The sequence below is a fragment of the Rhizobium sp. TAL182 genome (assembly GCF_002117725.1).
GTDB classification, from domain to species: Bacteria; Pseudomonadota; Alphaproteobacteria; order Rhizobiales; family Rhizobiaceae; genus Rhizobium; species Rhizobium esperanzae.
Map to the genome: position 1 here is coordinate 318,963 of NZ_CP021027.1, position 20,428 is coordinate 339,390.

Consider the following 20,428-nt stretch of genomic DNA (forward strand, 5'->3'; position numbering starts at 1 on the left):
TTTTGTCGACTGTCGGAAGCTTGACAAGTCTGTGTCCGAACACGGTCGGAATCGGGCAATAAATGCAAATTCTTAAAGCAAATCCCGTCCTTGGGATGGCATGGCTTTTGCGTTTTGAAAGGCGACGTCAACTAGCAACGGAGCACTCAATGTCCGCACCGATGATTTCGCTTGAAAGTGCGACCAGCACGACATCCTTGGATCAATTGCTGGCGACCGCGAAACCGAGTGGCTGCACATCCTCGTCATGTGGCGTGTCCACAAAACCGGCCGACGTGAACCAGGCTATCTGGGCGAAGATCAAAAACCACCCCTGCTATTCAGAAGAGGCTCACCATTATTTCGCGCGCATGCATGTCGCGGTCGCACCAGCCTGCAATATCCAGTGCAACTATTGCAATCGTAAATATGACTGCGCCAACGAAAGCCGCCCTGGGGTCGTCTCGGAAAAGTTGACGCCAGACCAGGCGCTGCGCAAGGTCATTGCCGTCGCCAACGAAGTGCCGCAGCTTTCCGTGCTGGGTGTCGCCGGACCGGGCGATGCCTGTTACGACTGGAAGAAGACAAAGGAAACGTTCGAACGAGTTGCGGGGGAGATCGACGACATCAAGCTGTGCATCTCCACCAACGGGCTTGCGCTGCCGGATCACGTCGCCGAACTTGTCGACATGAATGTCGACCACGTGACAATTACGATCAACATGGTTGACCCTGAAATCGGCGCAAAGATCTATCCCTGGATCTTTTACCGCAACCGTCGTTACACCGGCATCGAAGCTGCGAGAATTCTGCACGAGCGGCAAATGGTGGGCCTGGAGATGCTGACCGCGTGCGGCATCATCACCAAAGTCAATTCGGTGATGATTCCTGGTGTCAACGACGAACACCTGGTCGAGGTAAATAAATGGGTCAAGGAGCGGGGGGCGTTCCTGCACAACGTCATGCCGCTTATTTCCGATCCGGCCCATGGCACCTACTACGGCTTGACCGGACAGCGCGGCCCGCGGGCGCTCGAATTGAAGGCGCTCCAGGATCGTCTCGAAGGCGGCGCAAAGCTAATGCGCCATTGCCGGCAGTGTAGGGCCGATGCCGTCGGCCTGCTTGGGGATGATCGGGGCCAGGAGTTCGCACTCGACCAGCTTCCCGGAGAGATCACCTATGACGCCCGTAAGCGCGAGGCCTATCGGGAAGTGATCGCCCGCGAACGCGGCGATCACGCGACCGCCAAGAGCGAGGCAATCGAGACAGTCAAAGCAGCCGGCGATGGGTCCCTCCACGTCGCGGTCGCGACAAAGGGTGGCGGTCGCATCAACGAGCACTTCGGCCATGCGAAGGAGTTCCAAGTATACGAAGCTTCGTCGAGAGGCATCACCTACGTCGGGCATCGCAAGATCGAACAGTATTGCCTCGGAGGCAGGGGCGAGGAAGCCACCCTCGACGGCATCATAACTGCGCTGGTCGGTATTGACGTCGTGCTATGCGCCAAGATCGGGGAGTGCCCTAAGACTAAGCTCATGGAGGCCGGGATTCGGGCAACGGATGCTTATTGCTATGACTACATCGAGACCGCCATCGGCACCCTCTACGCCGCCAAGTTTGGCGTCGAACCACAAGCGGCGACGGCGTGAGCGCTCTTAATCCAACATCTTCAGGAGTTTAAAAATGGCCTTCAGGATCATAGCGTCCCAATGCACCCAGTGCGGTGCCTGCGAGTTCGAATGCCCCTCCGGTGCGATCAGGTTCAAAGGTGAGATCTACGTTATCGACCCGGAAAAATGCACCGAATGCAAGGGTACCTTCGAAACGCAGCAATGCGCGGAGGTTTGCCCCGTGCCGAAGACCTGCGTCCCCGCCGCACCTGCGATTTGACCTTCAGCATGGTCGGGGCTCCTGCGGAGAAGCCTTCAATGATATCCTGCAAGGAGGAATGCCCATGGGCCTTGGACGTGAACAGGAGGTCGAAATCCACAGGCCTCCACGATTTACACCCGGCGAGCGGGTGCGGGCCAGACTTCACGTAAAGAATGACGGCACCTATGCTGGCAAAAAAATTGGCGAAAATTTGGTGCGGAAGGGCGACGAAGGCTATGTGCGCGACATCGGCACCTTTCTCCAGCAGTTTTACATCTATGCCGTCGAATGGGTCGAACGTGGCACTATCGTCGGCATGCGTGCCCGTGAACTGACGAGTCTAGACAACGCCGCTGCTTGCGGCGCTGCTGAAATCGCGGGGCCCCCAACGAAGGAATAGCGACATGAAGATAATGATTCGGAGAACGAGCGCCGGCTTGTCGGCTTACGTACCAAAGAAAGATCTCGAAGAGCCGATCGTAGATGTCGAGGCTGATGACATGTGGGGCGGCACGATCACTCTCAGGAACGGCTGGAGACTCGTCTTGCCCAAGCTATCGCGGGATACGCCTCTGCCGATCACCGTCCACGCAAGGAAGATTCCTGACGAGGACTGATGCTGCAAACGAGAGGTAAGAGAAAACAGCATGAATAAAATTTTGACCTCGGACCGTCTCCTGATCATTCGCAACGGTGACGCCGAAAAAAGACTTCGGCTGCTTCAGGAAGCGCTCGCTGCAGATCGGATCGTTCCCTATCTCGGCCCGGATCTCCTTCGGCTGCAATCCACGGAACCACCTGTACCGGACACCCCGGAAGCCGTCTCCGCGGCACTCAACGAACGCACACCTGCCCCTTCCAGGATACGCAGCAATATGTGGTCCGTCGCGCAGTTTATTGAACAGCGACGGCATCGCCGGACGCTTCAGGCCTGGATGGCAGAAATATTTGGAGCACCCGTGGCGCCGACCGCCCTCCACGACTGGCTCGCAACGCTGCCGCTCTCCCTTATCGTCGACGGTTGGTACGACGGGACAATGCGTGCGGCTTTCGCGAAGACCGGTCGAACGGATGTCGTCGAGATTCAGGGCGTCACGCGTGCAAACGGCGGCGGCGACATTTGGACAAAAACTTACGATCTGTCCGGGAGAGACGTCGAATGCGTCTCAGTGCCAAAGACGGTCCTCTATGCGCCGTACGGCAGTGTTATACCAGCTTCGAACTTTCTGGTGTCCGATTCCGATTACGTGGAAGTCCTAACCGAAATCGATATCCAGACGCCAATACCTGGAATGGTGAAAGAACGGCGTATAGATCGCGGTTTTCTTTTCATTGGCTGCCGCTTCAACGATCAGATGCTCCGGATCTACGCTCGACAGATCATCAAGCGCTCTCACGGCCCCCACTTTGCAGTACTTGATGCGGAAGGCCTTACCAAAAACGAGCGCCGTTTCCTTGCAGCAAGCGGAATCACGGTGGTCGACCTGCCGATCGGCGAAGCCGCGGCTCTGCTTGTACCATTTGGTAGCAAGGCGGATGGTGACCATGGCCGCACGGCTTCCGCTTCGAATCTCTGTAGCGGCTAGAGTGCCGCAGATTGAAAACGTTCTGTTTCTGCCAAGTTCGAATGCCATACTGCCCACGTTTGCTGGCGTAGGGGATTGCGGGTGGGATCAATGGCGATGAGCGAGCGTGATCTTTCGCGGATCGAGGTTCTGTCGCAGGTGATCGACGGAAGATCGGCGACGACCGCAGATTACTGTTCGCTCAATGTCAATGCGAAGGACCGATTATGAAGAAACCTAAACCATTCCCAATACAGCGGCAGAGCCGCGGCCGGAATCGCCAGAAATAAGCCTCGCATCGGCCACCGGGTGCTCCACTCGTGCGCCAATAACACGCGTAATCAACGGGATCGAGACGGCACACGCTTTACGGTCTTGCGCTTATTTGTGATCTTTATCCCACAATATGGACTTCGATACTTGGTGTTTCCAAGTGACAAGCAGTGTGGCCAATAATTCTAACCGCCTAGCTCTACGTCTTCATACTTCCAGAGATGATGTCCCTGGCGGCTGAAAGGAACGCGTCCATTTGGGTTCTGGTGCCGATGCTGACGCGGATAAAATTTTCCAAACCGGCATCGGGAAAGACGGCTACAAGTATGTTCTGCCTATCCAAAGACGCTTGCCACCATTTGCCATCTCGTCCGGGTGGCACCCGAGCTAGCAAAAAGTTTGTGTGGGAGGGAATGACAGAAAAGCCCAATTGAGACAAGGCAGTGGTCGTTCTGTGTCTTTCATGTTTAATATATCTGTGGTTCTCGTCGTAGTCGGCGCGGTGCGAAAGGATACTAATGCCCATCGCATGGCCGATCACGTTCATGTTAAAGACATTTTGCAGGTTGCGTAGCCTCCCAATAAGTTCAGGATGACCAAAGCCGAAACCGACGCGAATTCCCGCGGCTGCAAAGCCTTTCGAAAGTGTTCTCAATACTAGAAGGTTTGGATGACGATCGACAAGGCGCAGGGCATCATCGGGTGCAAAGTCGACATACGCTTCATCCACCACTATCAACTGGTCCGATTGCGCGACGAGGCGGTCGATTTCAGCCACCGGAACGAATGTTCCCGTTGGATTGTTCGGATTGGCCAGCAGTATGAATTTTGCATCTTTTGCTGGACCAAGAAGCAGCTGCTCGATTGGCAGAGAATAAGACTCGCCCCATTCGATTTCGAGAAATCTGGCACCCTGCAACTTGGCCAGTTTGCGGTTAAAGGAAAAACCTGGCGATATCATCGCAACGCTATCTCCCGGGTCGAGGAATGCTCTGTAGATGAGCCCAAGCAGCTCCGACGAGCCGTTCCCGGCGACCACCTGATCCTGGGAGAGGCCATACGCGCTGGCGGCTGCGTCGCGCAAGCTCAGATTGTCATCTTCGGGATACAGATAATGCCGTTCGAGGGCCGCCAGCGCACTTTGCATCACCATCATCGGCAACGGAAACGGATTCTCATTCGTGTTTAGTTTAACGCAGTTCGCATCTCGCCCCGGTTGATTGGAGGGTAGCGCATTTAGCTGTCTCGCCATCGGCGAAAGAGCCGAAAGCACGGCTTGCAGCTTTGCATCAGCCATATCTTTTCTCCGTTTCAGTAAGCCGAGTCGTGAGCGCGTGATCGGCTGTCTCCTGTTGAAGCCACATCGGACGTTGGCGCGGCCCGCCTGCGGGCTGCTACGGTCGCCGCGTAGTTAATAGGCCAGGGACCGCCGCGGCCGCTTCAAGCCGCCAATGGTCAAGCCTCCCCACTCTCACACTCATGCGTCACTTGCTCCATTCGCCTTTCGAGGAACTGTTCGATCTCAAACGCCAACGCCGCAGGGTCGTGGCCAACCGTTTCGAGATGTAATTCAGCGCCCTCAGGGATTTCGTACGGCGAGGAAACGCCGGTGAAATTGGCGATCTTGCCGGCGAGCGCCTTCCGATAAAGCCCCTTCGGATCGCGTCGCGCGCATTCCTCAAGCGGCGTGTCGACGAGGATTTCAATAAGCTCCCCTCCTCCATCAGCTCGGCGACCTCGGCAACGCGGCGGATGTTCTCGACGCGATCGGGTTGATTGAAGCCAGTCGCGATTGAGCCCGTGGCGCACGTTGTCGCCGTCGAGGATGTAGGTGTGCTTCCCGTGGGCATGCAGCAGCCGGTCGAGCGCATTGGCGATTGTCGACTTGCCGGAGCCGGAAAGTCCAGTGAACAAAAGGAGGACGGCTGGCTGCTGACTCTTCATCGCCGCGCGCGCCCTTGTCAGCGTCGGTCGCCTGCCAATGCAGGTTGTCGGCGCGCCTTGCCCAGCTTTGGCTGCCACTGAAATTGAAGACCCCGGTCGGCCCTTGGGCTTTGCGAAAGAGCTCGGGAGGATCGACGTGGTCGATGAGTTCCAGCTCGTTTTCCCAGCACAGCTTCCACCGCACCTCAGAACGCATGCAAAGACCTCCTTTGGTATTTCCTGCTGCTGTTTTTGAAGCACGCACTGTGCGATCGAAGCATTGGCCACCCCGATGCATGTCGGCGCCGTTGCTCGGGTTCGCGCTATAGCCAGTCCGGATCGTCAAATGTTTCGCCGTCACTCGCGTCTGAGATCATTCCTAATGCATCATCACGGGAGATTGGTAAAATGGATTGTATGAATGGAATTATCGATGCTTTGTATGTCGAATATACGGGTTTCTTGGACTTTGACGTGACCTCCCTGGCACTCGCGGCGTAAGACGACCGCGCGTCCCCTCCAGCGGCCGAAAGCAGGGATGCGTTGGACCAGTTGACCCAACTGCGCCCTCCCCGGTTTACCCACCTATGTCCCGGAGTGGCGATGAACGGTCGCCAGCTAGTCCTAACCGCCTGCGCAAAGCTCGCTTCGGCAACCTGCAACGGCGCGAGCGGTTGGTCGCGGTTTCTGATGGAACTTCATCAGGGACGCACGTTCTGTTTATTGAAGCTAGCGATCTACGTCCTATTCGCAATCGTCTGCAGTGGCGCTGGTAGACGCGACTTTCATGGCACGATCGCCGCTATCGCTACCGGTCTCGTCTATGCGGCTTAGTAAGCTGAAAATATCTTGCAAGATCTCTTCATCGAAAGTCCGCAACTTCACGATAGTAGCCAGCAGCAGAACCGCTTTGGTTTCCGTTTCGCCCCAAAGATAAGGTGCCGCCGGGGCGATAATTTCTTCCGGAGTGGCATCCAAAACCTCACACAGATGAATCAGTCGGCTCACGGTCAAGCGGGATACTCCATTTTCGTACCGGCCGTAGACCTGCTTAGTGATGCCAAGCAAGGGCGCCAGTTTCGAGCGCGGGAGTTTTCGCTTATCGCGGGCTTCGCGAAGGCTGATGCTGATCAAGTTTTCGAGTTCGGCGCTAAGTGCAATCCGTCCGTCAAAAGGTTTTCGATAGACCGGCTTGTCTATGCCTGGATCATCGACTTGTTGCAAACCGAGTTCATTAATCCATTGCTTCAATGGTGGTCCTGACATTGCTCCGACTGAGGTAAATGCGCCGAAGCTCTTTATACGGAAAGTGATGTGCTTGGAACCACCAATGTTTCGTTTCGATCTCATTTGGCGCATTTTGGGCCACGCGGACCTCGCCCGATAGCTATCGTTCACCAAAATATATCAGTGATTGCAAGTACATACACATAGATAACACCGAAATCGCTTCACGCAAGGATTATCCACTTGCGCCAAATTGGCTATGACCCTCAGTGATTTTGGTGATAACGGTCGCTTCATTTCCTCGTCTAGCTCCCGGGACGTCGTGTGCGGGCATGGTGGCCTTTTGTCCTGCACGCGGAGCTCTCGGTTCACGGCAAACCAATCACGGCTCCGCGCGCTGGCTGCTCTGGTGTTTGGTTCCGGCATTTGATGGTGCAATATTTTCCTTGGCATGGAGGGAAGCACTATGGGCCAGGTTCTACACGGGAGCGCCACGACGACAGAGGCAATCCGTCGAGCAATAGTGAAGAGAGCCTGAGAACGCTTTCGAAGCGATACGGGATCAACCAGAAAACCGTGGCGAAATGGAAGAAGCGGACATCGTTGGTCGACCTTCCTACAGGCCCAAGGACCCACACTCGACGACCCTTTCCCTCGAAGAAGAGGCCGCTATCGTCGCCTTCCGCCGGCACACGTTGCTGCCGCTCGATGATTGCCTCTACGCTCATCAGCCGTATCCATCCGGCGAAGGCCGCGAGGGCTTATGATTTCGGCTCGTCTGCCATGATGCGTTCGATCTTGTCGCGATCGCATTGCTCGTCGACAAGGAACTGCCGAACACCTCCTTCCCAGGTGCGGATATCGGCGAGGAACTCCTTCAAGCTTTCGATGCCCCGGTCGGTGAAGGTCGTGATGCCCTCTTCGCTGCCGTCATGGGCATGGATCATCTCACCATAGTCGATGTTGTCGGAGTTGCTGGCGACCTCCTGGATGAGTTCGAGGTTCTCGCCAATCAGCGTGGCGACGTAGTTGATCGTGTAGACATGCGTCGGGCGCGCCATCAGGCCGCCATCTGCCGGGCGCTTCCGGCGGGCCAGTTCCACGGCAACAGTTCCGGCAGCCGTGATACGGGAATGCCAGGCATGCGGGCGAGCACGTCCGCCAACCAGGCCTGCGGATCGATATCGTTCATCTTTGCCGTGACGATTAGGGTAATACATGAAGGCAGCACGCTCGCCTCCGCGCTGGGAACCGGCGAATAGCCATGCCTTTCTTCCGAGAGCAACGCCGGGCAGGGCTCGTTCGGCGGCATTGTTCGTCAGACACAGTCTGCCGTCGTCGAGGAACCGGGCGAAGGCTTCCCAGCGACCCTCCTTCTCGAACATGTGGTTGATCGCCTTGGCGACGGGGTTGTGCTTCGACATTTGCCCGCGCTGGGCCATGAGCCAATCGTGCAGTTCTTCGACGAGCGGGCGAGCATGTTGCAGCCTCGCTGCGAGCCTATCCTCGGCAGGCATTCCGTTTATGCCGCGCTCGATGTCGAAGAGCGCGTCGATGCGGGCAACGGCCTCAAGCGCGACGGGCGATATCTCGTGGGCAGGTTTGCCCTTGCGCACGTTGCCGGCGATGTCAGCGAGTTCGAAGAATTTGCGCCGCGCGTGGCTCCAGCAAAGTGCGCTGATCACCAGCGCGGGGCGGCGGTCGACACGATAGAGGTCGTTGTAGCCGCCATAGGCATCGGCTTGCAGGGTGCCGTGCCATCCGGCGAGATGCGTGTTGGGGTGGGTCTTCTCGCGATCGGGAGAGAAGTGGAAGAGTGCGGCGGGAGGCGCGCCGCCCGCGAAAGGGCGGTCATCGCGGACGTAGGTCCAGAGCCTCGCCTGCTTTGTTGCTCCCCTGGCCAGAAGCGGCACGGTGGTGTCGTCACCATGCAGCCGCTCGGCGGCCAGAACATGGGCACGGATCAGGTCATGGATCGGCTGCAGGGCCGTCGTGCAGGCTCCGACCTGATCGGCCAGTGTGGAGAGACTGAGAGCGACGCCTTCCCTGGCGTAGCGCTCAGCCTGGCGGTTCAATGGCTGATGTTGGCCGAACTTCTCGAACAGGATCGTCGCCAGCAGGTGCGGTCCTGCCCATCCCCGCGGTGTCGCATGGAAAGGGGCCGGTGGCTGGCTGATCTTCTCGCAGTCCCGGCAGGTGAACTTCTCGCGCACCGTCTGGATCCTTCCACTGGCGCGGAATGATCTCCAGCGTCTCGGTGATGTCTTCGCCCATCTTCACGATGCGGGGCGAGCCGCAGCAGGTGCAGGTCGACGGGGCATCGATGACCAGGCGCTCGCGCGGCAGGTGCTCGGGAAACGGCTTGCGGGCCGGCCGGCGGCGTTCGAAAGCGGAGACATTTGTGATTCTCGTCGCCACGCGTTCCGCAGCGATCTCGTCTTCGGTGGCGTCGGCTTCAAGTTCTTGGAGCTGCAATTTCATTTGCTCGATCAGCCGGGCGCGGCGCTCCGAGCTCTGGCCGTACTGCTCGCGACGTATCTTGGCGATCTCGAGCTTGAGATGCCGGATCATCGCCTCAGACGTCGTCACGACCGCGCGCACCTGCGCGAGATCGGCCTCGGCGCAGGCGGCACGCGCTTCCGATGCCGCAAGCGCGGCGCGCAGTCTGGCTATCTCCGAAGCAGCATCATCCATGGCCGAAAGCTACCATGCCGCATGCCGAAAGCCCAACAAAAACAGAGGAATGCAGGCGGTCAGCCTGCCTTCGAAGGCCGCTGCGTCCAGCGCGGGTTGCCCCAGTCGATCCCTTCCAGGAGATAGCCGAGCTGCGCCGACGATACAGGCACGGCGGAGCCATTCTGGCTGACCGGCCAGATGAACTTTCCAGCTTCCAGCCGCTTCAGGTAAAGCGACATGCCGACGCCGTCATGCCAGAGGACCTTGATCAGGTCACCCTTGCGACCCCGGAAGCAGAAGACTTCGCCGCCATGAGGATCGCGGCCAAGACCTTGCCGAACCTTCAGCGCCAGGCTGTTCATGCCGCAACGCATGTCCGTCACCCCGCCCGCGATCCACACCTTTACCCCCGCGGGAAACGCGATCATGACCCATCCACGACGGGCAACAGGCGGGCAAGAATGGTCGGATCAAGCGAGGCTGGGATCGTCAGCCGTCGGCCATTCGGCAGGCCGATCTCGATCGTCATGTCGTCTTCAAATCGCAGCCGTGAGGCTACCTCGCAAGATGCCGCCGCCGATGGCGAAATCGTAAGTGGCACGAAGCCCGTTGTAGCGGAACTGCTCAGAAGACCACTACGGTATTCCCGACGCCAACGGGTCAACAATGACCGTGACAATCCATATCGCCGCGCCGTCACCGAGCCTTGCCGAAAGCCTTGTAGACTTTCCTCGACGATCCGAACCTTCTCTTCGTCCGACCAATCCCGTCGGCGATCAAGATCGTCGACGGACAAGACCTCAATGGGGGAAATGATTGTAGCGCATAACATAAGGCATGGACTTAAAGCCAATCAGCAAGTCAGGACAGACGGCCTTCGCCGGATGGGTACCATCAGCCGACCATTTCACATCTGACGCGTTCGTCGTTGCACAGGTGTTTGCAGCGCCACGGCATTTCACGTCTGCCGGAGGTCAGAGGCGACAAGGAGCCGAAGAAGAAGTTCAAAAGCTATCCGATCGGTTACTTCCACATCGATATTGCCGAGGTGCAGACGGCCGAGGGCAAGCTCTATCTCTTTGTCGCAATTGACCGAACATCCAAGTTCGCGTTCGCGGAACTCTACACCAAAGCCGGCAAGATGAATGCCGCTCAGTTCTTGCGCAATCTGATCACGGCAGTGCCCTACACCATTCACACCGTTTTGACCGACAATGTCATTCAGTTCACCAACCGAGCTTGTGATCGAAATGCCTTCCAGCACATCTTCGATTGGGTCTGCGACGATCACAGCATCGAGCATCGCCTGACCAAGGTGAAGCATCCCTGGACCAACGGACAGGTCGAACGGATGAACCGAACGATCAAGGAGGCGACCGTCAAGCGCTTCCACTACGACGATCATGCGCAGTTGAAAAAACATCTGGCTGACTTTATCGACGCCTACAATTTCGGGCGCCGGCTCAAGACGCTAAAGGGCCTTACGCCTTACGAGTTCATCTGCAGACAATGGACTTTGGAGCCGGATCGATTCATCATCGACCCCATCCATCAAATGCCGGGACTAAACACCTAGGCGATGCCCTTACCTGAACGGCGACAGCCATGAACAGCGTTTCCAGTCTCAGCGACTCGACCCCGTTTTTCGCGGAACCTGATCGTGATGTCAAAAGGCTATTTCCGAGCCGAATGGCAAAAAGGATCGGCGCGATGGAACGGAGGCGCGGAGAGGACGGGCTTAGATTCAGCAATCGAAATCAAAGCATGCGCGCCGGCGGCTCGAATACCCACATGGCATTGAGCGGGAAAACCCAACGAGGGAGTTTAACACAGACCCTACTGTCGAAGCAAAGCGCATGCAAATAGACTTGGCGTCGCTCGCCGACGAATCGCTCGAGCATCGAGCGAGATCAACGCCAACCAAAGATCGAAAAATTGCGCAATCGGCGCGTATTGTTGATCAGACGGAAATTCGAGTGAAAAACTAAGTTGTGAGATTGCGGGTGTCTGCACACCGACGACAGCGCGTCGGCTGCGACAGCTATCACCAATACTGCTAACTACTGGGGGCGTCATAGACAAACCCAGCTCACTTCACGGGCTCCGCTACATCACTGATACCTCTGTCGCTCTCGTCGTCATCGGGGATCATTCGCTGCAGGAGCCGAATAAGATCGCGCGTCGTGCCGTTCGGAAGTCTCCTAAGAATCCTCGCCAGTGTGAGACAATCCTCGGCCTCCTCCGATGTGCGGCCCCAAAGATGTGGCGCAGCTTCAAAGATCATATCGATAGGCATGAAGCCAAGAATCTCACACAGATGGATCATCCGAGTAACAGTCATTTTGGAAAATGCCCGCTCGTAGCGTCCGTATACAGGGATGGACAGACCAAGCATTGGAGCAACGTCTGCGCGAGACAGGCCCTGCGCTTCGCGTGTCTTTTTCAGGAACGCGCTGATCAATTCCTCCATGTGACCCAACGATGTAATTTCGCCGCCGAAACCTGGCTTTCGATAGATCGCCTTGTCAACCTCCGGATCGGCGGTGCTGACGAGGCCTCTCGAACTTCTGTAGCTTGCTAGATCTTCCGTCACCGCACGTCCCTGTTTTCCTGCCACTCGTTGTAGACTTGAGCCAACCTGAACCGATTTGAACCACTTGCCATCGCCACACTACAACCGTTTTAAATACCCATTTTGGGCATTTTTTGCGTTATAGCAAATATTTGAGAGTTTAGCCAAATTGCTTCATGAATGCATTCAAAACAGTCTCGCTAGACCGGTGGCCCAGTTCCATGAAAGATGAGTCGGCTATGGCCGCACCCGCCACTGAATCATCTAGGTTGCGTCGAATTTGAGCGAAAATTCACATTCAATGCTCAACATCTTCTAAGCGGTCTTCGTTGAGGACGATAAGACATAATCCTCGAAAACCGATCCATTTCCCCGTCCCACGATATCCCATTTGGCTAGCTGGGAAAGCTCCGCCGTGCTGGAAATCACTCAGCCAAGAACCCATATCGGTTACCGCTCCCGCTAGCGTGTAGGTTCGATGCTCTCTGAAAATTCCGGCATCATGGAGCAAGTGCCACAAACGTGAACTTTGCTAAACGAAGCCGCCACCTTATCGCATCCACACAAAGGGCTTGAAATAGTCGACCGTGAGGGTTACATCATTGTAAGCAGCAGACAACGAGGCTTCCGAAAGGTCGCTGTTGCAGGTGCACCCTTAGAGGTCGGTACACCACGGTAAGGCACACGCGTTCGGCGGAAACGCCATGGGAAGGCTTCTTTAGGGGGCCTTTTTTGTTTCTAGGGCACCCTTATTTGCTGGAAATGAGCCTTTTTTACGAGTTGGCAGACGCTACACCTTCGCTTGATGCGGCTGAAATTAATTTCTTTCTGATCAGCGCTTTTTACCACCAGTTCTACGTTGTGTTCGTCTGATCTGCTCGGGAAAAGGTAATAAACAACAAGATCATTAAGGCCAGAGGTCAGGACAGGGCCTGAAACGGCAAGGTTACCTGCCCAGTAAGGCATACAGAGGTAGGCACAAGATGCTCGAACGTGAATCTACCTTGCGATGTTCGATTGTTGGGAAGGAGTCGTTAATAGTCGTCATGAGGCGCGGTCACCCGAAGACAGCTCTCACGATCTGGACCCATTCACTGAACTGGATTATAGATTGCGCTGGGTAGTCTGGCTCTGAGACATTGAATTTTCTCCCGATATAAGGGCACGGGTTTGACAACCTTACGAAAGTGCTAACCCCTGAAGTGGTTTCGTTCTCCTGGTAAGGGTCCTTTCATGTTCAAATCGATACGAATAGAGCACTGACCTTTCGCTTCCGTCCTTACGACGGAGTTGTCTGCTTATGTCTCGCGTATCGACCGGAAGCCTGAACATGCTGCAGGAGCGAATTCCCACCTGAGACCGAATTCCTACGACGCCTTCTCCGCAGGAGACCGGAGGTTCGAAATGCGACCAGTGCGCCTGGCCTGACCCGAGAGAGGCTTCGGGCAGCCGAGGACGACACCTACGGCCTGTTCGTCGACTTCCGTTGGCCCAAGAACGTCGGGAAGCCATATTGCCCTCGCTGTGGCTGCCTGGAGCCGTACGGCGTCGTCGTTCTGATGCTCGGAGCCGGAATGCCGCGCCGAATTTTCGGTTTTCGCCAACCGCAAGCTTTCATTCAAGAAGATCATCATGGCAATCTGGGAGGAGATCACGGCCGCCAAGGGCATGGCGGCGCTCCATCTGAGCCGCAAGGCCAACGTCCAGTATAAGACCGCCTACTTCCTGCTGCAGAAGCTCCGGGAGGCAGCCGACCTTCGCCGTGATGCGATCAAGCTGCACGGTACGGCGCAGATCGACGGCAAGTATGTGGGCGGCGTCCTCCGCAAGGTGACAAGAAGGAAGAGCGCAAGGACGGGCGCAAGAAGGAAAATCAGAACGGCAAGCGCATGTGAGTTCTGGCGCTGAGGGAGGCCAACCGCCATGCACCGAACAGAACGGTGACGCGGGGTGGACGAGAACGGCAAGGATGCATGGGCGGCCGTCGCCAAGCATGTCGAGCCGAAGGCGCTCCTGATCGCTGACGAACACAAGGCGCAACCAGGGCTTTGAAAGAAAGCGCTGTATAGATCCACCTGCTCCGCCCTTTTAGTCCGCTAGCAAAAGGCGGTAGGGGACCGACTTCTCGAAGCGGTTTCCTGCCGGCCGACAAGGGCTACGGCAGCGCTGAAATCCTCGCCAAGCCGGTCGAGTGTAAGGCTTCGGCAACATCGCGCCGAAGAACAACTGGAAGGGCTCAGTCGTCTTCTCACGCTGGGTCTATCGGCAGCGTAACCTCGTGAAACGTCAAAAGCATCGGTTCGATCGTAATTGACGCAAAGCTGACAGTCGTGTGCGATCGCGCACATTGACAGGCTGGCATGATGCAAGCGCCGACGTGCATTGTGACCTCAACCCAAATCACTCCAATGCTGGGTTGGCCTTCGGACGGATCGCTCGCAAGGTTGACGCTGTTCAAATACTAGGCGGAGTGGCACAATCCGCGACTCCCGACACACGGTGAGCACCGGAAGGCGCCTTCTGTCGCCATTGAAACATTCACTAACAATGATCTGGTGGCACACCAATTGCTTGTAGGAGCCCAGATCTCTGCCGGCAATGGTTCCGGTCCAAGCTCCAGTGGCTACTATCGACGATGACCAACACCTTTAGATGTAAGGCCCATCTTCGCGCATGTCGTACCGTACGAACGGAGCTCGTCAGCGATCATCACGCGCGGCGGCGTGCAGCCGATCCAAAGAGCTTTGTCACCAGCCACTGCTCAGCGCGGGAGCCTCTTCAGCTTTGGATCAAGACGTTGAGAGCGATGCCATTCTGGCCGACAGCGCCGCCGGAGCCAATGTTCTTCGCGCGCGATCGAAGTAACCGACGTTCAGATGTCATGTCGCCGCGAATGAGACTGCTTCAAGGGATTCCAGTGGGAGATCGCCTTGCCGAGTTAAGGCTCCCACTGGCACACGGTTTCATTGGTCACGCCGGTGCCGCATGTTGGCCGCCGCAATCCGCTAAACTTAACGGTGCCCTAGAACCTGAAGAGACACAGCGAAATCGGCCTTTTGTTTGGCACCCGTTGGACTAGGCCCGTTTTCGTTTTCGTCTCAAAAGTGGAGATGCGATATGATTTCGAATCACCAAGCCGACGTGGTTGGCGATAGCGACAAGCTCATCGAGCAAGCGCTGCGAGCTGCCATGGATACTGCTCTAAGTCCGGCTGCGCCGGCTCACCTGCGTGGAGCGCTGGACGCGGCAGTGTTTCCAGGGGGCTCCCGGATGCGCCCCAAGCTCTGCTTGAAAGTCTCCTATGTGTGCGGCGAAAAAGATCCTGAGCTGGCGACAAGAGCCGCGGCAGCAATTGAATTGCTGCACTGTGCCTCGTTGGTGCATGACGACTTGCCTTGCTTCGATAACGCGGCCCTACGCCGCGGCAGACCAACGGTGCACCGGCTTTTCGGAGAGCCTATCGCCGTTTTGACCGGCGATGCCTTGATTGTGATGGCTTTCAAATACCTCAGCTTGCAGGCTGCGCTAACACCTGAGTTGGGCGCGCGCATGATCGAGGTGGTTGCGGAGGCGGTCGGCCCCAGTCACGGACTGATCGCCGGACAGTCGATGGAGGCAATGACGCACGTCCCAATCGACCGCTATCACCATTACAAGACCGGCTCCCTCTTTGTCGCGGCGGCCACTTGCGGTGCCCTGGCAAGTGGTGCAGATCCGGCCCCATGGTCTAAGGTGGGGGAATTGCTCGGGCACGCGTATCAGATCGCCGACGACATCGCAGATACAGTCGGCCGCGCAGAAGTGCTTGGCAAATTGCCTGCCGTGGACACGCAGCTGAATCGACCCAGTATCGTTCGCGGCCAAGGATTGGACAGCGCAGCCGCCAGATTTTATGCGTATCTCGAACAGATAGGTGACACCATTCCTGCCAGCCCTCAAAAACGGTCCTTCGTTGACTGGCTTAATCATGCACTTTGCAAAGGCGTGGCTGGACCGGGAAAAGCCGGTCTGATTCAACAAACGGCGCTGGATTGCGCGCCTTTGTAAGCCCGAGTTACGGTACGCATAACCTAGCCGGCGGCATCATTACCGCTTCATCGTCAACAGCTGCTTCATGAACACTTCGTTCCCTGCATCGAACCGCTGGGCCAAGGTGGATTAGAGGTCTAGCTTTAGCGTTAACGGTTTTTGCAACCAGCTTGGAGGGCCGGCCGACAGAGCGGGCGACGCCGGCATCATCCGACTGGCGGATGCTCGGAGGGCAACAAGTGCGCGGAGGGCAACAAGCGCGCCTGGCGCAACGTCGCCAGATCAGGTGAGCCGGTGCAAAAGCAGGCGACGGCCAACTGGCGGATGACGACCTCGAAATGCGCAACGACCGCTTCGGTCGATACCGTAGCCGCCGGCAGCACGCCGGCTGCCTGCCCGGCAATGTCCGCACCGAGGCGAATGGCCTTGGCCACGTCGACGCCGTCGCGGATCCCGCCGGACGCGATAAGCTTCACCGTTGGCAGTGCCCGACGGACCGCCTGCAAGCTGGCCGGTGTCGGGATCCCCCAATCGGCAAACGCCATCGCCACTGCACGGCCGGCGGCATCGCGGGCGCGCTCGCCCTCCACCGCGGCCCAACTGGTGCCGCCGGCTCCGGCGACATCAATCACCTCAACACCCGCCTCGACGAGCGCGCAGGCCACCGAGGCGGACAGGCCCCACCCGACTTCTTTGGCCACGATCGGCACGCCCACGCTACGCGCGGCGCGAGCCACCTGCGCCAGTACGCCGTGCCAGTCGCGGTCGCCATCCGGCTGTAGCACTTCCTGCAGCGGATTGAGATGGACGATCAGCCCATCAGCCTCCAGCGCATCGACAGCCCGGCGCGCCAGATCAAGGCCGTCGGCCTCGCGCAGTTGCGCAGCGCCGATATTGGCCAGCAAGGGAATGTCAGGCGCCAGGCGGCGTAGGGCGCGCGTCAGCCCCTGGGAATTGCGCGATTGCAGGCTCACGCGCTGCGAACCGACGCACATGGCGATCCCCAAGGCTTGCGCCGCCTCGCTCAGGTGCCGATTGATGGCCTCTGCGCGTGGCATTCCGCCGGTCATGGAACTGATCAGCAGCGGCGCACGCATGGGCTTGCCTAACAGCGATGTGCGCAGTTCGATCTGCGTCAGGTCCAGCTCGGGCAGTGCGCAGTGTTCGAACCGGATTTGCTCCCAGCCGGCAGCGACCGTGGCTGGCGCCGTTCGCCGATCCAGCACGAGGTCCAGATGGTCGTCCTTGCGCCGGGTCAGGGCGTCGTCGCACCCGCTCGCTCGATCCGCCGTATTGGGCGTTGGCGTTGCGTCGGATCGGACCGAGGGCGCCGCGCGCACGCCGCCGCCTCCCGCGCGTTCACGCCGGCGCACGCTGGCCTCCCCCCGCCGCATCGTTGCCGTAGCGGCTGATCGAGGTCTGGTAGTACTTCGCGCGAATGACCGCCATGGCCTCGATTAACGGTCCCCATGGTGCAGGAAAGCGTTCTTTCACCATCACTCGGTGCAGCATGCGCGCATGGCCGACCAGCTCGTCGTTGAGGAAATCCTCCACAGGCATAGCCGGATAACGCTGCAGGAGCAGGATGGCAGCGTTGTCGGCCTCTCCCGCCGCCCTATCCTTGGCGCATCCATGCAGATCGTTCTGCAGGCGCCCTATCGTGGAGATGAGCCGCAGCACCTGGCGAAACGCCGGACGCGCGCGCAGGGTCGCCATGTCCAGCCCCCATAGCAACGACAGGCAACAGAACACGTTCGCGTAGGCGATCGAATCGATGGAGTTGTGCAAGTATTCGGCGTACGACCAGCGTTCAGCCCCCGCCGCCTGCGCGTGTCCGGCGCGCAGCGCCGCGCAGTAGCACCGGGTATCGTTAAGAAGCTCAGTATAGTCGCGCCTATCGTAGGCGAGCGCGGCCAGGGAAGCGCGCAGCACAGCGCAGCCCTCGAAACCGGGGACCGCGCATGGCACGCCCTGCCCCAGCGCCTGCTCCACCGCGGCCAGCTGCTCCGGCGCGATCAGGCCAAGGTCGTTGCAATCGTCGAGCCAAAACAGTAGCGCCAACTCGCGATAAAACGCCACGATCAGCTTTTCGTCCTGCGGATCTCGGCCGGTGCGGGCGCTGATATCGTGCAAGCTCGGTTGGATACACTGCAGGATGTACTGTCCGCCCCTAACTGCTTCTACGGCATGCTCGTCGGCGAATCCGGTCAGGGAACGCCCCCACTCCAGTACTTGCTGCAGCGCGCTTTCGGTCGGGATCATTGCGCTATTCCTCCTGCTACCTCGGTCGGGATGCGCCGCCCCCAACGAAGAGCCAGCCACAAGCCGGCGAGTTCGATCACGCGCACGACCCGGGTCGGGCAATACAATTCCTTGCCGATCCACAGCGGCGTCTGCGGCAATTCATGCGCCTCATGGCGAGCGAGCATCCACTCCAGCGCGTGCGCGACCGCCAGCGCGATGCGGGCGCGCCCTGTCGGCTCTTCGCGCCCATCCATCACGTGCAACGCGAACAGCGCATAGGCGGTTTCCTCAAATGTTGACGCGCGACCCGCGCCCCAGCCGCCGTCGTCGCGCTGCGCCTGCAACAGCGCCGCCAGCGCGCGCTCGTCGCGCCACTGGGGCGCGCCTTGCGCGAGCGCAGCGATTGCATGCGCGGTGGGATACAGCCACGAAACATGCCATTTGTCATTGTCCCATAGACCGTCCGCGTTGCGATTGGCCTCAAGGTAAGCGCTGGTACCGGCGGTGGGCTTTCCCAAAAGTCTGAACGCATGCAGGGCGTGGATGTTGGTCGACACCGAGGCATTGCGCTCGCCGGGGAAGGTAACGAACAGCCCGCCGATTTCGAAGTGGCGCAACGCGTCGGCACCCGGGTTGCGTCCTGCTAGGCGCAGGATGCACAACGCAACAGCAGTGTCGTCCGCATCGGCCGCGAAGTGCAAGGCCGGACCCAGACCGCGCACGCCCAGACAGGCATCGAGCTGCGCGACGATCACGCGCACCGCCTCGGCGAGCGCGGGATGCGAAAACAACCCGGCCAGATGCAGAGTGTACAGCGACCAGCATGGCTCGAACACGTTGATCGGCCAGACGCTGGGAACGACACCTTCGATGCCGCTGCGCGCCGCGCGCGATGCGGCCTGAAGATACCTGTCCGCACGCTCGACCTGTGGCGCGCTCGCCTGTGTGAGGGCGTGCGCACGCCACGCGGCGGTTGCCGCCGGGCTGATGCCGATGCTGCCGTCGTCGTCCAGGCATGCCGTGGTCGGCGACGTCCCCCAGGCTTCCCAGGAGTGCAACAACGGATGGCCGCTCGGCAGCCGTCCCACCGTCCCCAACTTAACCAGGCACGCTTGCCGCAACGGCAACAGCGCCGGGTAGCGCGGAAACACCACGTCGCCCACCAAGGATGTGGCCTCGCCGGAGATCTGCGGCAGGATCAGCTCCGCGCCTACCGGCGCGTCTTCCGGCACCGCATCCGCGTAGGGATCCGGCTGGCGCTCGAGGAACCGCGTTGCAGCCTGAACTGCGTCCGCAGCGCCGGGAAGAGGATCGGCACGCCGCAATGCAAGCAACGCCGCCCACGTGGGTACATGGCGGAACAGTGGGAAGTCAGCACTTCCCCACCCGCCATCGGCCTGTTGCTGCGCCATGAGCCACGCGTATCCGTTCTGCCGACCGGTGACGTTGCCGCTGAACTGCAAAACGCGCGCCGTGTCGTAAACGGACGGACTCACGCTGCCGCCATCGCGCGTCTCGTTCAGCAGGTGGCGCAATTCAGAAAGGATCTGTTCGGACAGCGCACTCATGCGGGATGTTCCCTCTGCAGGCAGTTGACGAGAAGCGCGGCGAAGCGCACCTATGCTGGCGGCGGTCCGCCGGGCAGCGCGGCGGACCGCGGTGGGCAACCGCTCCGATCTGCGCCGTGGAATCGAACACAATGTAGCATCTAGCGGTGCCGCCGGCCGATCGCAGCGGTACGGCGGCGCCTCCGTGCGGACCGGCGCCAATGCGCACAGCGCGTGCTTGAACAGATACCCTTTTGGCCCGCTGCACGGCCTGCGCCAACCGCTCCGCACGCGGGCGCAGCGAGGTGATGGCTTCCTCGGCCTCTGGCCATAGGCCCGGCACTGACTGGGGCGCTGCATGCAGCTTCGTGATCGGCACGCCGGTTGCTTTCTTCTCCGCCGCATGCTTGCCGGGGGCTTGCCCAGCGTCGCGTCATCCGCTGGCATGTCATCCTCGACCACCTACAATACAAGGCCGAAACAGGCGCGATAGCGATCCAGTGCGCGGTACAGCGTAACGC

The 20,428-nt window shown here is 58.9% G+C and carries 16 protein-coding genes and 7 pseudogenes; 10 read left to right on the forward strand and 13 right to left on the reverse strand.

Annotated elements, in window-relative coordinates:
* Window positions 1-149: 149 nt before the first annotated feature.
* From nifB to Tal182_RS25995, 5 genes are all read left to right on the forward strand, one after another.
* Window positions 150-1,628 carry a nitrogenase cofactor biosynthesis protein NifB gene (nifB, locus tag Tal182_RS25975; RefSeq protein ID WP_085861400.1) on the forward strand — a complete coding sequence of 493 codons (1,479 nt, stop codon included), beginning with the start codon at window positions 150-152 and terminating at the stop codon, window positions 1,626-1,628.
* Between the two features lie 34 nt (window positions 1,629-1,662).
* The gene (locus Tal182_RS25980) at window positions 1,663-1,869 is read left to right on the forward strand and encodes a 4Fe-4S binding protein (RefSeq protein ID WP_008536545.1); all 207 of its coding nucleotides are present in this window, start codon (window positions 1,663-1,665) and stop codon (window positions 1,867-1,869) included.
* 64 nt (window positions 1,870-1,933) lie between these two features.
* Window positions 1,934-2,251, forward strand: a complete 318-nt coding sequence (locus Tal182_RS25985) for a nitrogen fixation protein NifZ (RefSeq protein WP_064823790.1) — start codon at window positions 1,934-1,936, stop codon at window positions 2,249-2,251.
* A 4-nt stretch (window positions 2,252-2,255) separates the two neighbouring features.
* Window positions 2,256-2,468, forward strand: coding sequence for a putative nitrogen fixation protein NifT (nifT, locus tag Tal182_RS25990; RefSeq protein ID WP_004678514.1), 213 nt, complete (start codon window positions 2,256-2,258; stop codon window positions 2,466-2,468).
* Window positions 2,469-2,498: 30 nt separating this feature from the next.
* Window positions 2,499-3,437, forward strand: coding sequence for an SIR2 family protein (locus Tal182_RS25995; RefSeq protein ID WP_085861401.1), 939 nt, complete (start codon window positions 2,499-2,501; stop codon window positions 3,435-3,437).
* 451 nt (window positions 3,438-3,888) lie between these two features.
* On the opposite strand, the gene hisC is transcribed toward Tal182_RS25995, so the two are convergent.
* From hisC to Tal182_RS26010, 4 genes and pseudogenes are all read right to left on the reverse strand, one after another.
* Window positions 3,889-4,986 carry a histidinol-phosphate transaminase gene (hisC, locus tag Tal182_RS26000; protein ID WP_085861402.1) on the reverse strand — a complete coding sequence of 366 codons (1,098 nt, stop codon included), beginning with the start codon at window positions 4,984-4,986 and terminating at the stop codon, window positions 3,889-3,891.
* A 158-nt stretch (window positions 4,987-5,144) separates the two neighbouring features.
* The gene (locus Tal182_RS26005) at window positions 5,145-5,633 is read right to left on the reverse strand and encodes an adenylyl-sulfate kinase (RefSeq protein ID WP_064823792.1); all 489 of its coding nucleotides are present in this window, start codon (window positions 5,631-5,633) and stop codon (window positions 5,145-5,147) included.
* A 58-nt stretch (window positions 5,634-5,691) separates the two neighbouring features.
* Window positions 5,692-5,829 (reverse strand): annotated as a pseudogene (locus tag Tal182_RS32975) (adenylyl-sulfate kinase); the annotation flags it as partial.
* 527 nt (window positions 5,830-6,356) lie between these two features.
* Window positions 6,357-6,863, reverse strand: a complete 507-nt coding sequence (locus Tal182_RS26010; protein WP_081282835.1) for a helix-turn-helix transcriptional regulator — start codon at window positions 6,861-6,863, stop codon at window positions 6,357-6,359.
* 442 nt (window positions 6,864-7,305) lie between these two features.
* Between Tal182_RS26010 and Tal182_RS26015 the strand changes: the two are divergent.
* A pseudogene (locus tag Tal182_RS26015) lies at window positions 7,306-7,573 on the forward strand (IS481 family transposase); the annotation flags it as partial.
* A 27-nt stretch (window positions 7,574-7,600) separates the two neighbouring features.
* Here the strand turns inward: Tal182_RS26015 and Tal182_RS26020 are convergent.
* From Tal182_RS26020 to Tal182_RS32980, 4 genes and pseudogenes are all read right to left on the reverse strand, one after another.
* Window positions 7,601-7,900: a hypothetical protein gene (locus Tal182_RS26020; RefSeq protein ID WP_088939484.1), complete on the reverse strand. Its 300-nt coding sequence runs from the start codon at window positions 7,898-7,900 to the stop codon at window positions 7,601-7,603.
* Window positions 7,900-9,533, reverse strand: a pseudogene (locus tag Tal182_RS26025) (IS66-like element ISRel24 family transposase). The gene Tal182_RS26020 and the pseudogene Tal182_RS26025 overlap by 1 nt, the downstream one beginning before the upstream one ends.
* A gap of 59 nt (window positions 9,534-9,592) precedes the next feature.
* Window positions 9,593-9,943, reverse strand: a complete 351-nt coding sequence (tnpB, locus tag Tal182_RS26030) for an IS66 family insertion sequence element accessory protein TnpB (RefSeq protein ID WP_064823794.1) — start codon at window positions 9,941-9,943, stop codon at window positions 9,593-9,595.
* A 218-nt stretch (window positions 9,944-10,161) separates the two neighbouring features.
* Window positions 10,162-10,347 (reverse strand): annotated as a pseudogene (locus tag Tal182_RS32980) (transposase); the annotation flags it as partial.
* Window positions 10,348-10,410: 63 nt separating this feature from the next.
* Between Tal182_RS32980 and Tal182_RS26045 the strand changes: the two are divergent.
* A pseudogene (locus Tal182_RS26045) lies at window positions 10,411-11,091 on the forward strand (IS481 family transposase); the annotation flags it as partial.
* A 513-nt stretch (window positions 11,092-11,604) separates the two neighbouring features.
* Here the strand turns inward: Tal182_RS26045 and Tal182_RS26050 are convergent.
* A complete protein-coding gene (locus Tal182_RS26050; RefSeq protein ID WP_010069248.1) occupies window positions 11,605-12,108 on the reverse strand; it encodes a helix-turn-helix transcriptional regulator in 504 nt (167 codons plus the stop codon).
* Between the two features lie 1,611 nt (window positions 12,109-13,719).
* Here Tal182_RS26050 and Tal182_RS26060 point away from each other — a divergent pair.
* The gene (locus Tal182_RS26060) at window positions 13,720-13,995 is read left to right on the forward strand and encodes a hypothetical protein (protein WP_170965924.1); all 276 of its coding nucleotides are present in this window, start codon (window positions 13,720-13,722) and stop codon (window positions 13,993-13,995) included.
* Window positions 13,996-14,225: 230 nt separating this feature from the next.
* Window positions 14,226-14,374, forward strand: a pseudogene (locus tag Tal182_RS32990) (IS5/IS1182 family transposase); the annotation flags it as partial.
* A 369-nt stretch (window positions 14,375-14,743) separates the two neighbouring features.
* Here Tal182_RS32990 and Tal182_RS32995 read toward each other — a convergent pair.
* A pseudogene (locus Tal182_RS32995) lies at window positions 14,744-14,953 on the reverse strand (IS6 family transposase); the annotation flags it as partial.
* 251 nt (window positions 14,954-15,204) lie between these two features.
* Between Tal182_RS32995 and Tal182_RS26065 the strand changes: the two are divergent.
* The gene (locus Tal182_RS26065) at window positions 15,205-16,134 is read left to right on the forward strand and encodes a polyprenyl synthetase family protein (RefSeq protein WP_008536525.1); all 930 of its coding nucleotides are present in this window, start codon (window positions 15,205-15,207) and stop codon (window positions 16,132-16,134) included.
* Between the two features lie 188 nt (window positions 16,135-16,322).
* On the opposite strand, the gene fni is transcribed toward Tal182_RS26065, so the two are convergent.
* The 3 genes from fni to Tal182_RS26080 are packed head-to-tail and all read right to left on the reverse strand — an operon-like array spanning window position 16,323 to window position 19,928.
* Window positions 16,323-17,489 carry a type 2 isopentenyl-diphosphate Delta-isomerase gene (gene fni / locus Tal182_RS26070; protein WP_244597440.1) on the reverse strand — a complete coding sequence of 389 codons (1,167 nt, stop codon included), beginning with the start codon at window positions 17,487-17,489 and terminating at the stop codon, window positions 16,323-16,325.
* Window positions 17,476-18,378 (reverse strand): hypothetical protein, encoded by a 903-nt coding sequence (locus Tal182_RS26075; RefSeq protein WP_037145551.1) that lies wholly within the window; start codon window positions 18,376-18,378, stop codon window positions 17,476-17,478. The genes fni and Tal182_RS26075 overlap by 14 nt, the downstream gene beginning before the upstream one ends.
* The gene (locus Tal182_RS26080) at window positions 18,375-19,928 is read right to left on the reverse strand and encodes a hypothetical protein (protein WP_085861403.1); all 1,554 of its coding nucleotides are present in this window, start codon (window positions 19,926-19,928) and stop codon (window positions 18,375-18,377) included. Before Tal182_RS26080 ends, Tal182_RS26075 begins: the two co-directional genes overlap by 4 nt.
* Between the last annotated feature and the right edge of the window lie 500 nt (window positions 19,929-20,428).